This window comes from Paraflavitalea devenefica (genome assembly GCF_011759375.1).
GTDB lineage: Bacteria > Bacteroidota > Bacteroidia > Chitinophagales > Chitinophagaceae > Paraflavitalea > Paraflavitalea devenefica.
Map to the genome: position 1 here is coordinate 1,837,516 of NZ_JAARML010000002.1, position 15,072 is coordinate 1,852,587.

Annotated in this window: 13 protein-coding genes; 9 read left to right on the plus strand and 4 right to left on the minus strand. The window is 46.2% G+C overall.

Annotation, left to right across the window (positions count from 1 at the left end; translation table 11 throughout):
- The first annotated feature begins 29 nt into the window (after positions 1 to 29).
- Positions 30 to 1,670, plus strand: a complete 1,641-nt coding sequence (gene groL / locus HB364_RS16760) for a chaperonin GroEL (RefSeq protein ID WP_167289364.1) — start codon at positions 30 to 32, stop codon at positions 1,668 to 1,670.
- 87 nt (positions 1,671 to 1,757) lie between these two features.
- Here the strand turns inward: groL and HB364_RS16765 are convergent, their stop codons facing one another.
- Positions 1,758 to 2,873, minus strand: a complete 1,116-nt coding sequence (locus HB364_RS16765; protein WP_167289365.1) for a hypothetical protein — start codon at positions 2,871 to 2,873, stop codon at positions 1,758 to 1,760.
- A 122-nt stretch (positions 2,874 to 2,995) separates the two neighbouring features.
- Between HB364_RS16765 and HB364_RS16770 the strand changes: the two genes are divergently transcribed.
- Complete coding sequence (locus HB364_RS16770) at positions 2,996 to 3,448, plus strand: DUF4440 domain-containing protein (protein WP_167289366.1); 453 nt, start codon at positions 2,996 to 2,998, stop codon at positions 3,446 to 3,448.
- Between the two features lie 2 nt (positions 3,449 to 3,450).
- Here the strand turns inward: HB364_RS16770 and HB364_RS16775 are convergent, their stop codons facing one another.
- A complete protein-coding gene (locus tag HB364_RS16775; RefSeq protein WP_246228508.1) occupies positions 3,451 to 4,740 on the minus strand; it encodes a hypothetical protein in 1,290 nt (429 codons plus the stop codon).
- Positions 4,741 to 4,887: 147 nt separating this feature from the next.
- Positions 4,888 to 5,316: an Hsp20/alpha crystallin family protein gene (locus HB364_RS16780; RefSeq protein ID WP_167289368.1), complete on the minus strand. Its 429-nt coding sequence runs from the start codon at positions 5,314 to 5,316 to the stop codon at positions 4,888 to 4,890.
- 241 nt (positions 5,317 to 5,557) lie between these two features.
- Between HB364_RS16780 and HB364_RS16785 the strand changes: the two genes are divergently transcribed.
- From HB364_RS16785 to HB364_RS16795, 3 genes are all read left to right on the plus strand, one after another.
- Positions 5,558 to 5,971: a BrxA/BrxB family bacilliredoxin gene (locus HB364_RS16785; protein WP_167289369.1), complete on the plus strand. Its 414-nt coding sequence runs from the start codon at positions 5,558 to 5,560 to the stop codon at positions 5,969 to 5,971.
- A 129-nt stretch (positions 5,972 to 6,100) separates the two neighbouring features.
- Entirely contained in the window at positions 6,101 to 7,399 is a 1,299-nt protein-coding gene (locus HB364_RS16790) for a prolipoprotein diacylglyceryl transferase (protein ID WP_167289370.1), read from the plus strand.
- 439 nt (positions 7,400 to 7,838) lie between these two features.
- A complete protein-coding gene (locus HB364_RS16795) occupies positions 7,839 to 10,316 on the plus strand; it encodes an outer membrane beta-barrel family protein (RefSeq protein WP_167289371.1) in 2,478 nt (825 codons plus the stop codon).
- Between the two features lie 505 nt (positions 10,317 to 10,821).
- On the opposite strand, the gene HB364_RS16800 is transcribed toward HB364_RS16795, so the two are convergent.
- Positions 10,822 to 11,589 carry a metallophosphoesterase gene (locus HB364_RS16800; protein ID WP_167289372.1) on the minus strand — a complete coding sequence of 256 codons (768 nt, stop codon included), beginning with the start codon at positions 11,587 to 11,589 and terminating at the stop codon, positions 10,822 to 10,824.
- Between the two features lie 77 nt (positions 11,590 to 11,666).
- On the opposite strand from HB364_RS16800, the gene HB364_RS16805 reads away from it, so the two are divergent.
- The 4 genes from HB364_RS16805 (at position 11,667) to tpiA (ending at position 14,993) form a co-directional block, all read left to right on the plus strand.
- Positions 11,667 to 12,158 carry a YajQ family cyclic di-GMP-binding protein gene (locus HB364_RS16805; RefSeq protein WP_167289373.1) on the plus strand — a complete coding sequence of 164 codons (492 nt, stop codon included), beginning with the start codon at positions 11,667 to 11,669 and terminating at the stop codon, positions 12,156 to 12,158.
- A 470-nt stretch (positions 12,159 to 12,628) separates the two neighbouring features.
- On the plus strand, positions 12,629 to 12,880 hold the full coding sequence (locus HB364_RS16810) for a type B 50S ribosomal protein L31 (RefSeq protein WP_167289374.1): 252 nt from the start codon (positions 12,629 to 12,631) through the stop codon (positions 12,878 to 12,880).
- A 244-nt stretch (positions 12,881 to 13,124) separates the two neighbouring features.
- Positions 13,125 to 14,180, plus strand: coding sequence for a putative sugar nucleotidyl transferase (locus HB364_RS16815; RefSeq protein ID WP_167289375.1), 1,056 nt, complete (start codon positions 13,125 to 13,127; stop codon positions 14,178 to 14,180).
- 51 nt (positions 14,181 to 14,231) lie between these two features.
- Positions 14,232 to 14,993 carry a triose-phosphate isomerase gene (gene tpiA / locus HB364_RS16820; protein WP_167289376.1) on the plus strand — a complete coding sequence of 254 codons (762 nt, stop codon included), beginning with the start codon at positions 14,232 to 14,234 and terminating at the stop codon, positions 14,991 to 14,993.
- Positions 14,994 to 15,072: the final 79 nt, after the last annotated feature.

Sequence of the window (15,072 nt, forward strand, 5' to 3'; positions counted from 1 at the left end):
AATTACCTAATTTTTCAAATTAACATAATATGGCAAAACAACTGTTCTTCGATATCGAAGCCCGTAATAAAATGAAGAAAGGGGTTGATATTCTGGCGAATGCGGTGAAGGTGACCTTAGGTCCCAAAGGCCGTAACGTGGTACTGGAAAAGAAATTCGGTGCACCGTCTATTACTAAAGACGGTGTTACTGTAGCAAAAGAAATTGAACTGGAAGATCCCATTGAGAACATGGGCGCCCAGATGGTAAAAGAAGTAGCTTCCAAAACCGCTGATATTGCCGGTGATGGTACTACTACTGCTACTGTACTGGCCCAGTCGATCATCAGCGAAGGTTTGAAGAACGTAGCTGCCGGCGCCAATCCCATGGACCTGAAGCGCGGTATTGATAAAGCTGTTGCGGCTGTTGTTGAAAACCTGAAAAGCCAATCACAGCCTGTAGGTATCGACAGCAAGAAGATCCAGCAGGTAGCTTCTATCTCTGCCAACAACGACGAAGCGATCGGTAAGCTGATCGCTGAAGCTTTCGGTAAAGTAGGTAAAGAAGGCGTGATCACTGTGGAAGAAGCAAAAGGTACCGATACCAATGTAGACGTGGTAGAAGGTATGCAATTTGACCGCGGTTATATCTCTCCCTACTTCGTTACCAACAGCGAAAAGATGGAAGCTGAGCTGTCAAGCCCTTATATCCTGATCTACGACAAGAAGATCAGCGCTATGAAGGATATCCTCCACATCCTGGAGAAAGTTGCTCAAAGCGGCCGTCCTTTACTGATCATCGCTGAAGACCTGGAAGGTGAAGCACTCGCTACCCTGGTAGTAAACAAATTGCGTGGTACCCTGAAAGTAGCGGCTGTAAAGGCTCCTGGTTTCGGTGACCGTCGTAAGGAAATGCTGCAGGACATCGCGATCCTTACCAAGGGTATCGTGATCAGCGAAGAGCAAGGTTACAAACTGGAGAATGCCGATCTCAGCTACCTGGGACAAGCTTCTTCTGTTACCATCGACAAAGACAACACTACTGTTGTTGGCGGCAAGGGTAAGAAAGAAGATATCACTGCCCGCGTAAACCAGATCAAAGCCCAGATCGAAGTAACTACTTCCGATTACGATAAAGAAAAATTACAAGAGCGTCTCGCCAAGTTGAGCGGTGGTGTAGCTGTACTGTATGTAGGTGCTGCAACTGAAGTGGAAATGAAAGAGAAGAAAGACCGTGTGGATGATGCCCTGCATGCTACCCGCGCTGCGGTAGAAGAAGGTATCGTTCCCGGTGGTGGTATCGCGTATATCCGCGCCATTGCCAGCCTGGAAAAACTGAAAGGCGCTGTGAATGAAGACGAGCAAACCGGTATCGCTATCGTTAAGCGTGCGATCGAAGAGCCCCTGCGCCAGATCGTATTCAACAGCGGTATTGAAGGCAGCATCGTTGTTCAGAAAGTAAAAGAAGGTCAGGCCGACTTTGGTTTCAATGCCCGCACTGAGAAGTATGAAAACCTCTTCCGCGCCGGTGTAATTGATCCTACCAAGGTTACCCGTATCGCACTGGAAAATGCCGCTTCTATTGCCGGTATGCTGCTCACTACTGAGTGTGTAATTGCCGACAAGCCTAAGAAGGAAGAAGCTCACACCCATGGTGGCGGCGCTCCTGGTATGGGCGGTATGGATTATTAAGAAGAGAATACAGAATTCAGTCAATACAGAATTTTGTAGACAATATGGATCCCGCTGGTTCCCGTTTTACGGGAGCAGCGGGATTTCTTATTTAATATACTGTAGCATGAACTGCGCGAGCTTTTTATTGGCGGCTGCCGAAGGATGACCATCTCTCCGGATGAAATAGCTTTTGTTGTTGAGGTCTATAACAGAAGAGACCCTGATGACCTGCACAGAGCCTTCCGGGAGGGTATTGAGCGCTTTTTCGATCCTGTCGATGGATAAAGTACTTACCTGTTTATTGGCCCAGTTGGTATGGTCCCAATCGATCAGGATTAATTTACCTCCTGTGCGCCGGATTGCTGCGGCCATTTCCCGGATCATTAAGAAACATTTGTCGTAATGCTCCTGTGGCAGGTGGCGCACGTCATAATTGAGCTGTACCCTGTCCAGCATATCTTTTAAGAATGTAAAGGTGCCCAGCAGGGATAGGTAATGGGCATACCTGGGCCTTGTGCTATCTGCATAGCCGCTGAGCTGTCCGGTATGGATAAGTGAGTCGTTTACTGTTTTAAAGTAAGGGCCTCCCAGGCTCCATTTGTATATGCCGCTGGCCCGCAGGATATGGTCGTATATAAAGGAGTACACAAAAATGCGTTGGTTATTGGAAGAGTTGGCATATTGTTCTTTAAATAACTGGTACACCTGGTGGATGCCATACCCGCTAATGCCACCGTTGATGGTATTCTGGTTGGCCAATTGTCCGACCTGCCAGGGAAGGGTTTCGTTGTCGTTCACCCCTCCTCCAAACGTAAAACTGCAACCCAGGAATACGATCTCTTTGGAGGCGGCTGCTGTTGTAAAACCTATGCGCCGGCTGAACTGCCTTCCTGTAGGGTCGCGGGCAGCTTCCATTGTATAATTCACCTTGAACAGGGTGTCTTTGTTTATTACCTGGCAGGCCTCGCAGGTGCCATTTTTCCCAATGACATAACCAAGGCTGCTATCGGGTTTGAAGAAGTCGGTTTTGCAGCTACCTGTTCTGTACGGCTTATCACTGAAGAACGCCCGGTAGGGAAACTCGATCAGTGAAAGAAAAATAAAACAGACTATGATCGTCAGCAGGAAATTAGGCAATTGCCTCTTTTTCTGTATGCTATACAGTAAAACGAACCATGACAGGAGGTTGACGGCAATAAGTAAAAATAAACGTTTGTCCATGCTGACGATTTTCCGGGCTGCTACCGCAAGATAAATAAAGTGACCACTTATACAATAATACGGGAGCATAAGCTTCCCCTGCTTATATTTATCTTATCCGGTCATAAATCAATCTACTGTTGATGAAAAAGATGTTCTCTGCACTTGCCATGCTGCTTAGTATTAGTTATGTACAGGCGCAAACCACGGAAGACTCTGTAAAAGCGGCGGTCAACCAATTATTTGAGGGCATGAAAACGGCCAATGCGGAGATGGTAAAAGGCGCTTTTGCGGATAGTGCTGTACTGCAAACCATCAGTCGCAACAAGGAAGGGGAAACCATTATCCGGAATGAGGCCGTAAGTGCTTTTGCCGGCTTTGTAGGCAAGCTGAAACCCGGCGTTGCGGATGAGCGCATACAATTTGAAACGATCAGGATCGACGGGCCGCTGGCCATTGTATGGACACCCTATAAGTTTTATTACAATGGACAGTTCAGTCACTGCGGTGTTAACAGCTTCCAGTTGGTACGCTTTGGCGGGCAGTGGAAGATCCAGTATTTGATAGATACGCGGAGGAAAGACAAATGTGAGTAGCCTTACTTCTTCAACCTGTACTTCCTTCTCACTTTCGGGCTGTCGAAATAATCATTGAGTTCCTTCTCGCTCATATTGCGGGTCATTTCGATCGGAACGTCAATAAGCTGCACCTGTATCTGCTTCAGCTCATCTTTAAGCTTATTGGTCTTTTTGGCGATGTCTGGGTCCCGTTCACCTACAAGGGCATTATCCTTTAGCATATAGTCCAGCCTTTTAATAGCGGCACGGACAGCAGATGCCTGGTTCTGGTCAAAGACTTTTTGCGGGGCCACCGCTTCTTTGATAGGTACCAGGGAAACGCCTACACTGGGTAATATCTTTCCGGTTTTCTGTGCATCTGTACTGGTGGAAGAAGTTAAGATAGTACCGGTGAGGGCGGTGGTGGAACTGGTGATATCAAAGCCGGTACGGGCATTCTTGGTTTTCTTCACCCCTTTATCCAACTGCAGGAACGTATATTTTAATTGCAATATATAGGTCTCAATATTATGCGCCTGTAAGTTGAATTCCTGCAGGGCAAAGGGATAGTTGAGGGCGTCTTTTACAATGACCCGCACTACGGCCGTATCCCTTACCATGAAACGGTTGGTGCCAATGAAGCTTAGCAGCAGGATCCGTTCCTTGCCGATGTCGGTTTCCTTTACAAAATCAAAAGGGGGCGACCAGATGAAATCATCCTCACATTTCTTTACGTTGGTGTAATTCTTCATGGGCAGGTTGGCCAGGAAGGTAATATTGTCAATGGGGAAGCTGCCAAATTCACACTGGACCTTAAAGGCCAGTGTATCCCCTTCTTCAATGGTAATGGTGGAATTCACGGATGGCTTTACCTTGGCCAGCACTATTTCCGTATTGTAAAATACAATGGAGAAAGAGGTGTCTACCCGTTCGGTGGGATTGTCCAGGCTTTGGACCCCGATATTCACCCGGTACTCATTGTCGTAGCGGAGCTTGCCGGAAAGGAAATAGGATTTCTCCGCTTTAAAGGTCAGGGTGCCATTGTCTTTATTGATCCGCAAGCCTACCGGCGAATTGCGCAGGTACCAGTAATATTTGGATTCTTCCTTGTTGATCTCCAGTTTGTAGGTGAGGGTAGAATCTACATGGAGCGTAAAATAGGGGTTGAGGTTCTTGATGCGCAGGATAGCCTCCGTTTCCGCCGTGTCGGGCAGCGGGACGGGCAGGGTATCAATAGCTTTAGGAATGGTATCAGCCGTCCGTTGGGTTTGTGCTGCTAACCAGGCCGTGGGTGCTATCAACAGTATAATCAGCCCTATTATTTTATTCATCGGGGGATTTGGACTTGTCATGTTTTTGAATCGTGGCCGAAGTTAATAACAAAACAATAAAAAACCCATCCCGATAAAGATCGGGATGGGACTTAAACCAAAACCAACTGCTTATGAAAAAAGTTTAACTATCCTTTAATATTTTACTTACTGGATATTAATCTGTTTGGTGCTCACTTTAGCTTGTTCTTTTTTGGGAAGATGAAGCTTCAGCACTCCCTGATCGTACTTCGCCTGGATATTATCAACATCCACCTGGTCATCTACCGTAAAGCTGCGTTTGAAGCTGCGTTGGGCAAATTCCCGGCGTACTGTTTTGTACTCTTCTTTCTTTGTTTCTTCTTTCTTTTCAAAGCTGATCGTCAATAAGCCATCTTCTACTTTTACCTGAAAATCTTCCTTATTCAGACCAGGAGCGCTTACTTCCACATGATAAGCCTCTTTGGTTTCATGAATGTTTACCGGAGGATTGTGCAAGGTGCTATCCTTCCAGGTAGGAAACTGATTTAACAGATCATCAAATACTGAGTTGAATACGCTGTTTACCGGGCGGTTGTTGAATTTTACGAGTGTCATAGTCTATTACTTTTTGTTTTTGTAATGAATTTGTACAGGAGTATTTTCAAATGGCATACCAGTGCAAAAAATACCTGTTTTTACCGCCAGAAATGGAAAAAGAGGCATGGGTATAAGACAAAATGTCTGTAATTGCTTCAGGTTTGCAGACATAAAGTCATGTTAATTGAATTCAAAATGCCCGCGTCAACTTTTTGCGTAGATTTGCGTTCTTAGATTGAACTAAAAAATAGCAAAGAATATGTATCCAGCAGAAATAGTGCAGCCCATGAAAGAGGAGCTGACAGATTATGGTTTCACCGAGTTGCTCACACCAACAGAAGTTGACAACCAGTTAAGTAAGACAGGGACCACCCTGGTGATGATCAATTCCGTATGTGGTTGTTCGGCGGGTTCAGCCCGCCCGGGAGTGTTGATGGCAGTGGCGAATGCCAATAAGAAGCCCGATCACCTCAGTACCAGCTTTGCGGGTTTTGATATAGATGCTATCCGGAAATTGCGTGAGCATTTATTACCGTATCCTCCCTCTTCGCCTGCCATCGCTTTATTTAAGAATGGCCAGTTGGTGCATTTCATCGAGCGTCATCAGATTGAAGGTCGCCCGGCGCAGATGATCGCGCATAACCTGATCGCCGCTTTTGATGAATACTGTTAAGTAAGGAATTATGCTGATTAAATTCAGCTTTGTTCATAGTGATAAACCTTCCCATTCCTGGGAGGGTTTTTTATTGCTGGAAGCTTTTACTTATCATTGCACATTCAAAATCTCAATTACTAACACTACATGTATCCCAACCTATACTACGCTTTCCGTGATTTGTTTGGTCTTGAAGCAAGGGGACTACGCTTTGTAAATTCTTTCGGATTCTTTGTGGCGCTTTCTTTCCTGGCAGCCGCCTGGGTACTTACGCATGAGCTGAAGCGTAAAGAGCGCGCCGGGTTATTGACAGGGCAGGATGTGAAGATCATGGTAGGCAAGCCTGCTGGTTTTGGCGATATATTACTCAATTTTATACTGGGCTTTATCCTCGGTTATAAGATCATAGGTTTATTTCTTTCCAATGATCCCGCTACAGAGGACCCGCAATCCTTTATTTTCTCTGCTGCTGGTAACTGGCCCGTAGGTATTGGCCTCGGTTTATTATTTGCCGGTATTAAGTGGTGGGAAAAGAACAAGCAAAAGCTGGATAAGCCCGAAGAGCGGATCGTGCGTATATGGCCGCATGACCGCGTAGGGGACCTGGTGATCTATGCCGCCCTCTTTGGTTTCCTGGGGGCCAAAATATTCCATAACCTGGAAAACTGGAATGAGTTCTGGGCAAGCCCGATAGAAGCCCTGCTTTCTTTCAGCGGACTTACTTTTTATGGCGGGTTGATCTGTGCTGCGGTAGCTATCTTTTTCTATGCCCGTAAGCACCAGATCGGTTTTAAGCACCTTTGCGATGCCGTGGCGCCCGGATTGATGATCGCCTATGCCATTGGCCGGATGGGCTGCCAGGTGGCCGGCGATGGCGACTGGGGCATCCTGAACAGCGCCTATATTACTACGCCCGATTCAAAGGTGGTACTGGCGGACACTGCGCAGTTTAACAGCGCCCTGCAGGCCAATAACCGCTTTTATTTAAAGACCTTCCAGGTGGAGTCGCTTGACCAGGTGCACCATAAATCAGTAAAAGCGCCTTCCTGGCTGCCCGACTGGATGGTGGCCTATCATTATCCCCATAACGTAATTAATGAGGGTACGGCCATTGCCGGCTGTACCGATCCCCAATATTGCAACCAATTGCCCATCCCGGTTTTCCCAACCCCCTTTTATGAAACGGTGATCGGGTTGCTGCTTTTTGCCCTCTTATGGTCGCTCCGCTACCGGCTGAAAGTGCCTGGTACCATGTTTGCTGTATACCTGATTGTGAATGGTTTGGAGCGGTTCTTTATAGAAAAAATACGGGTAAATACTACCTACAGCATCTTTGGTTTCCATCCTACCCAGGCGGAACTGATCTCTGCCGGACTGGTCATAACCGGGGTAGCGTTGTATTTCTACCTCACCCGTAAAAAGGCGCCCCAACAGGCGGTAAGTTAATTTTTCCCTTCTTTTCTACCTGGGATGGCAGGTGAATGGTACCCTTTAGCTTTAGGAGTGGTAATGGAATGCCCGGGGAATGGTAGGGGAATGCTCTGCAATAGCACTAAGATAGTACTGGGAATGGCCTGGGACTATACTGTACAGTACTATCCAAGGCCATTCTTAGGCCATTCCCAGGCAACCCCCTGGCCAGTATACTACCATCCGGCGCCCATTCTGGTAGCCGTTCGCGCCCATTTTCCTGCCATTTATCCCAATCGGCGGTTGCGCTGTAACCTATTTGCCGCTGGCACGTCACACTATTGTCACCCAATTATTACCGGATATCAATAAAACCAGCCTTTCAACACTTGGCAATGTACTATGCGTAACATAGTACCTATTTTTGGACTGTAATTAATAAGACAAAGTATTCAACAAAGTAAAGAGTATAGCCATGAGAACAAAACTGACCTTAGCAACCATTATCCTGACTGTTTTAAACCTGGTAGCCCTGGCGCAGAACGGAGCCTCCCGTATTACCGGGAAAGTAGGGGATGCCAGTCAGGCTGCCATCCAGGCGGCCACTGTAACGCTGTTAAAAGCCAAAGATTCTGCAGTAGTGAAGATGTCGGTTTCCGATAAAGCCGGCCAATTTGAGTTTGAAAATATCCCCGATGGTAAATATCTGCTGGCAGTATCGGCCGTGGGACATACCAAAAAATATACCCCTGCTTTTGAAGTAGCTGGTACTGCAGTAGAAGTGGCCCCGGTAGTGCTTGCCGGCCAATCGAAGGAAATGAAAGCCGTGACCGTTACCGCCAGCAGGCCCATGATTGAGCAAAAGATTGATAAGACAGTGCTGAATGTGGAAGCCTCTGTTACCAATGTAGGCGCCAATGCCCTGGAAGTGCTGGAAAAAGCACCCGGCGTACAGGTGGATAAGGATGGTAATATCAGCCTGAAAGGTAAACAGGGCGTTATTATCATGATGGATGGCCGTCCTTCCTACCTCAGCGGCCCCGAACTGGCCAACCTGCTGAAAGGTATGCAGGCTTCCCAACTGGACCAGATCGAGATCATGACCAATCCGCCTGCCAAATACGATGCGGCCGGTAACTCAGGGATCATCAATATCAAAACCAAGAAAAATAAGATCAAAGGATTTAACGGGAATATAACTGCAGGTGTGGGTCAGGGCGTTTATTTCAAGACGAATGAAAGCATCAGCCTCAATTACCGTGATGGTAAAATGAACCTCTTCAGCAGCTATAGCTTTGGATACAATGAGAATTTCCAGCAACTGGATATCTACCGCCGCTATAAAAATGATGACAAGACGACCAACGCCATTTTTGAGCAAACGGCTTTCATGAAGCGCATGAACCGTAACAATAACCTGAAACTGGGCATGGATTATTACCTCACCCAAAAAACGACCCTGGGTATTGTGTTGAGTGGTTCTTACAACCCGCAAACCAATGATGGTGATAATACCAGCTACCTCAAGAACCCAATGGGCCAGGTTGATTCTATAGTTAAAGCAGATTCCTATATCCGGGAAGCCTGGAAGAATGGCAGCGTAAACCTGAACATACGCCACCAGTTTGATTCCACCGGCCGTGAGTTTTCAGCCGACCTGGATTATATCCGTTATGATGCTTCCAATGATCAGTATTTTATCAATACTACTTTTTCACCTGTCTGGGTGAAAAGGTACGATGAACAGTTGAATGGTGTGCTGCCCTCCACGATTGATATTTATTCTGCCAAAGCGGATTATACCCTTCCGCTGAAGAAGGGCGCCAAACTGGAAATGGGCGTAAAATCAAGCTATGTGACTACAGATAACAAAGCCAACTATTCAGAGTTCGTAGGTGGCCAGTGGCAGCCGGATATTACGAAAACCAACTACTTTGACTATGAAGAGAATATTAACGCCGCTTATGTAAGTTTCAATAAGCAGTTGAATAAAAAATGGGGCGTGCAGGCTGGTTTACGGTTTGAGAATACCAACCTGAAAGGACGGCAAACTGACCTTGATCCTGATCAGCCGGATTCTTCTTTTGACCGTTCTTATAATGGCTTGTTCCCTACCATTTATTTTAGTTACAATGCCAGTAAGGACAACCAGTTTGGTATATCTTACGGCCGTCGTATAGACAGGCCCGGCTACCAGGACCTGAACCCGTTCATGTTCTTCATTGATAAGTATACCTATGGCCGTGGTAACCCTTTCCTGAAACCTCAGTATTCCAACAACTTTGAGTTTACACATATCTTCAAGGGAATACTGACCACCAACCTTAACTATAGTATTACCAAAGACGTCTTTAATGAAACTTTCACACAGGAAAAACGGCCCAATGGTGAAAGGGGGTATGCTACCATTGTGCGCGAAGGCAATATTGGCAAGCGGGAAAATGCAGGCATTGCAGTGAGTGTACAGACGCCGGTAGCCAAATGGCTAACCATAATGGTATATACCAATTACAATTATATCAAGTATAGTGGCGTGGTTAATGGCGAAGAATTGAAAATAGAAGCCGGTAACCTGATGATGAACATGAACAACCAGTTTAAGTTCAATAAAGGATGGGGTGCTGAGCTGAGTGGCTGGTACCGTACAAAAGGGCCGGACGGCCAGATATTGCTGGACCCGTTTGGCCAACTGTCTGCCGGTGTCTCAAAGCAAGTGTTGAAAGGCAAGGGTACCGTGAAGCTGAATGTGCGTGATATTTTCTATACACAACAACCCAAAGGACATATCAACTTCGAAAATACGGAAGCCCGCTTTAAGAATTCGCGCGATACCCGGGTAGTAAACCTCACCCTGACCTATCGTTTTGGCAAGCCCCTGAAAAATGGGAATGGTCAGCGTAAGAAAGGTGGCGCCGGTGAAGAGCAGAACCGTGTAAAAGGCGCCGGAGAGTAATAAAGAAAAGATGACGGCTGATGTTTCCCAAAATGGAAAAGTTTTCGACTAATGGGAAAAGCGGTTCGTGAATAGGACAGGAGAGAGCCGCTCTGCAACATGGCAGCAGTTATGTGGCAGAGGGGTCGCCTGCTGAGTAGAAAGGAGATGAGTGCTGTATTAACGTTGTTTTAATTATTGTGCAGGGCTTTTAGAAAATTTTAACAGGGTATGGCACAACCTTTTCTCTTTAAAATAGTCATATATAGGTAAGCAACAACAATGAAAAAAATAATACTCATAGTAATCGTGTTGATGTATATCGTAGGATGCGGAATATCCTACATGTAGAATAATAAAAAGATACTGCTGTGCGTTTAAGGACAGAGTGATTCAGTGAGCAGGTTTTTTATCAGCCGTGAAGTATTAAGCAAAGCGATCTATAAAAAGTTATTATACATTTTTTCTCATAAGCAGTTAGTTTTGGTTAACGGGCCCCATGTCTATGGGGCCTTTTTAATTTACTTCACCGGTAAGAAATTTCATATAACTCATTCACCGGGTCCGACTGCCAGTATTGTTTGGTTTCTACGTTCATAATGGTTAAGCGCCCACCGCCTCCGGCCCCGGTATCGAGGTTATTTACATTGGCTGCTTTCATGGGTTTGTCTGTTCCCCACATGATGGTACGGGTATGGCCTATAAAAATTTCCCGGAACCGGGTAGACATACGGAATGTCCCCGGCCTCTTTTTCCCCCTGTTGGAAGCCTCCCAGGAAAGCGCTTCCAGCCAAAGCTCCCGGTCCCAGTAATACAAATACGGTTCCTGTTTCCGGAAAGGCCGCTGCCGGTTGAAGCCTGCATGTACAAAACAGTTCCCGGCCGTATCGGTATAATACAATTGCTGGCTGTTAAAGAAGTCCCTGTGGGTAGCTGGTACATCGGTGGGAGACAGGGCCAGGGGATGAATGTACCCATAGGCAGTAATGACGTCTTCCTTGCCGGCTGCTATCAGGTAGGAGCGGAGGGTGCCTTCGCCGCCCTGGGCCCAAAGCTGGGGATGCAGGCCCGTTTGCAGGAAGTCCTGGAACCAGTCGTCATGATTCCCTTTAATCGCTATCAGGTGCCGGATCTTCATCAGTTCTTCCACGCAAGCAAATACTTCAGCATACCCATCGGTAATATCGCCCAATTGAACCAGGATGTCCTGTTCATAATCAAAAGCGGAACGCTGCAGGCATTGGAGAAGGGCCCGGTAGCTTCCGTGGATATCGCCCATAACATAGGTGGTCATTGCTGATAAGATTTCAGGTAGCAAATTAGCATATTATGATTTCAGTACATTCCATAGCTTTGCCGCAAAATGTTGCTATGCCCTCATTCGATATCGTTAGTAAAGTAGACGCCCAGGCATTGGACAATGCCGTAAACGTTACTACCAAGGAAATTACCAACCGGTTTGACTTCAAGGGGTCCCATGTAGTGATCAACCTGGATAAAAAGGAGTTTAAGATCAACCTGGAAACAGAGGACGACATGAAGATGCGCCAGCTCATTGATGTATTGATCAACCGCGCCCATAAGCAGGGCATTGCCCCCCAGGCGTTTGATACCTCCAGGGAATCCTATCCCAGTGGCAAGGTGACCAAGCAGGAGGTAAGCGTACGCAATGGCCTCAAGCAGGAAGATGCCAAAAAGATCGTAAAGCTGATCAAGGATTCCGGCCTTAAAGTACAGGCCCAGATCATGGATGATACCGTACGGGTGACCGGCAAAAAGATTGATGACCTGCAGGAAGTGATACAACTATGCCGGGGGGCGGAACTGGGTATTCCATTGCAATATGAGAATATGAGGAGTTAGGCCAAATGTGCATAACTCGGTGCACAACTGGTGCATATCAGAAGGGCATAAAATTTGGAACCGCTATAGATTATAAAGTATCTTAGATGTAGAAAGTCGCCGGAAATACTTAACTGGATTGAAAGCGATTTTTAGAAAGCATTGGATTGATAACTCATACGAACTTAGGTGAGTATGAATATTAACCCGGTGCTTTTTTTATTTCATTTTCTTTAACTTATCTTTCTGCAACCCCACCCATCCGTTTCCCATCTATATAATAGGAAATCAACGCAAACGGTTGAGAAGGGCTGAATGATTGATTTTAGTCAATAATTAGTGTTGCAACTATAATTTTGTTGCATATAAAATTGGCCAAGAATTGAAATAAATTTAATTTGGCAGTAAGACAGTCGGGAGGTAATTTTGCGACTTTGTAAATATTAAAATTTTGTACGGCAAAATCCGTGCAACCTTTAAATCAAAGAGTTATGAAAAAAGGCATCCATCCCGAAGGTTATCGGTTCGTTGTTTTCAAGGACATGAGTAATGGTTACAGTTTTTTGAGCCGTTCTACAGCCCCTACCAAAGAGACTATTAAGTTTGAAGATGGTAAGGAGTATCCGTTGATAAAGCTTGAAATTTCAAATACTTCTCACCCGTTCTATACTGGTCAGAATGTATTGGTTGACACTGCTGGTAGAATTGATAAGTTCAAAAAGCGTTACGAAAAGAAGAAATAAGCTTAACTTCAGCATAACATTTTTTGTTTTTCATGGCTATACTTTCCCTTTCCTATTCTTAGGAGAGGGATTCTTTTTTAAGGCAAGTGGTAAGTAGCGAGTGGCTAGTGGGCCTTTAATTCGCCAGCCACTGCTCAATACTCGCCACTAGCCATTTACCACTCGCCCCATATCTCTCTGGAACCAAGATTGCATATAAGTATTACATTTGAAAATCAGTCAATAAACAGTGTAATACCTACTTATGATATTCCTGAATGACAAAGAAGTACGCGACCATTTATTTCCTTTCACGCTCATGCGTTCTGCCGCCGATATCCGTATCGGCATTCTCACCATCCGCGAGAAGTGGGAAGCCTTACTGGGGCAGGAGGTAAAAGTAGTGGGAGACGCTTCTCATGTAATTTCCCCCGAAGCGGCCCTCTTTGCTGCCAATATTATTCCTTCCGAACAGTTTATCGCTTCCCTGCAAAAAGATGACAATACGCTCAAAAAAGACCCCGATTGGGAGGCTATTAAAATACTGCAGTATCCCTGGCATATTTTTGAATGGAATGACTGGGCCCTGCGGGAAGATTTCAAATTGGTTACCCGTGACAGGGCTTCCCAGGTGATCCCCGAAAGTGTGCAGGTGATTAATGCAAAAGACATTTTTATAGAGCCGGGCGCCCGCCTGGCCCATTGTATGCTCAATGCTTCTACCGGGCCTGTTTATATCGGCAAGGATGCCGAGATCATGGAGGGCAGCTTCATCAGGGGGCCCTTTGCGCTTTGTGAGGGCGCTGTAGTGAAGATGGGCAGCAAAATATATGGCGCTACCACCATCGGTCCTTACTGCACGGTGGGCGGCGAGATCAAGAACAGTATTTTCTTTGGCTATTCCAATAAAGCACACGATGGCTATCTGGGCGATGCCGTGATAGGAGAGTGGTGCAACCTGGGCGCCGGTTCTTCCAATTCCAACCTGAAGAACAATGCCACCGATGTACGTGTGTGGCATCAGCCTTCCAAAGATTATATCCGCGCCGGCATGAAGTGTGGCCTGCTCATGGGCGATTATTCCCGTGCCGCTATTAATACAGCTTTTAATACCGGCACCGTGACAGGCATCTGCACGAATATTTTTGGGGAAGGGCTTACCCCGAAATTCATACCCAGTTTTACCTGGGGAAGCAAGGCATTATCGAGGTATGAATTTGAAAAAGCATTGTCCGATATCAGTAATTGGAAAAAATTAAAGAATCGGGAACTCACAGATGCGGAAGCAAAGCAATTGAAACATATTTTTGAGCAATCATAGTAATGATAGGTCATCGAAACAGTAAAAGAATCTAAAACAAATCAACCAAACATGCGTAAACAAATTGCTGCTGCGAACTGGAAAATGAACTGTACTTATCAGCAGGGGGAGGAATTATTGGACAATATCCTGGGTGCTAATATCAGTCTGGCCGATCACCGGCAAGTGGTCTTTGCAGTGCCTTTCCCTTACCTGATCATGGCTAATAGTGAAGTGGCTGATGAAAAGAATTATTTTATAGCAGCACAGAATTGTTACCATAAAAAATCCGGCGCCTATACCGGTGAAGTGTCGGCAGAAATGCTGCATTCCATCGGCATCAAATACTGCGTACTGGGACATAGCGAACGTCGTGAATATTTCCAGGAAAGCAATAAGATGCTGGCTGAAAAGTTAGACCTCTGCCTGGAATATGGCATTACGCCTATTTTTTGTTGTGGTGAACCCCTCAGCATCCGGGAGGCCGGTACACAGAACGCTTATGTGGAAACTCAATTGAAAGAATCCCTGTTCCATCTCCCGGACAGCGCTATGGCCAAGATCGTGATCGCTTATGAACCCATCTGGGCCATCGGCACGGGTAAGACCGCCAGCTCGGACCAGGCACAGGAAATGCATGCGCACCTCCGCAGTGTACTGGCTAATCAATATGGGCCCTTACTGGCCGGTAATATCTCCATTTTATACGGAGGCAGCGTGAAAGCCAATAATGCCAAAGACCTGTTTGCCCGTCCGGATGTGGATGGCGGACTGGTAGGCGGCGCTTCCCTGAATGCGGAAGAGTTTATTGCCATTATCAATGCCCTGAAATAGCAGCAACCGGTCCAAAGGACTCCTTCGGAGCAATCGGTCCTTTGGACCGGTTGACGATTTGTTAAAGTTTTCCACACAG

What these genes read in the sequence shown, in the direction of transcription:
- HB364_RS16790 (WP_167289370.1), top strand. Translation starts at nt 6,101, where the DNA reads ATGTATCCCAACCTATACTACGCTTTCCGTGATTTGTTTGGTCTTGAA.
- HB364_RS16775 (WP_246228508.1), bottom strand. Translation starts at nt 4,740, where the DNA reads ATGAATAAAATAATAGGGCTGATTATACTGTTGATAGCACCCACGGCC.
- HB364_RS16795 (WP_167289371.1), top strand. Translation starts at nt 7,839, where the DNA reads ATGAGAACAAAACTGACCTTAGCAACCATTATCCTGACTGTTTTAAAC.
- HB364_RS16770 (WP_167289366.1), top strand. Translation starts at nt 2,996, where the DNA reads ATGAAAAAGATGTTCTCTGCACTTGCCATGCTGCTTAGTATTAGTTAT.
- HB364_RS16765 (WP_167289365.1), bottom strand. Translation starts at nt 2,873, where the DNA reads ATGGACAAACGTTTATTTTTACTTATTGCCGTCAACCTCCTGTCATGG.
- tpiA (WP_167289376.1), top strand. Translation starts at nt 14,232, where the DNA reads ATGCGTAAACAAATTGCTGCTGCGAACTGGAAAATGAACTGTACTTAT.
- HB364_RS16785 (WP_167289369.1), top strand. Translation starts at nt 5,558, where the DNA reads ATGTATCCAGCAGAAATAGTGCAGCCCATGAAAGAGGAGCTGACAGAT.
- HB364_RS16800 (WP_167289372.1), bottom strand. Translation starts at nt 11,589, where the DNA reads ATGACCACCTATGTTATGGGCGATATCCACGGAAGCTACCGGGCCCTT.
- HB364_RS16815 (WP_167289375.1), top strand. Translation starts at nt 13,125, where the DNA reads ATGATATTCCTGAATGACAAAGAAGTACGCGACCATTTATTTCCTTTC.
- HB364_RS16780 (WP_167289368.1), bottom strand. Translation starts at nt 5,316, where the DNA reads ATGACACTCGTAAAATTCAACAACCGCCCGGTAAACAGCGTATTCAAC.
- groL (WP_167289364.1), top strand. Translation starts at nt 30, where the DNA reads ATGGCAAAACAACTGTTCTTCGATATCGAAGCCCGTAATAAAATGAAG.
- HB364_RS16805 (WP_167289373.1), top strand. Translation starts at nt 11,667, where the DNA reads ATGCCCTCATTCGATATCGTTAGTAAAGTAGACGCCCAGGCATTGGAC.
- HB364_RS16810 (WP_167289374.1), top strand. Translation starts at nt 12,629, where the DNA reads ATGAAAAAAGGCATCCATCCCGAAGGTTATCGGTTCGTTGTTTTCAAG.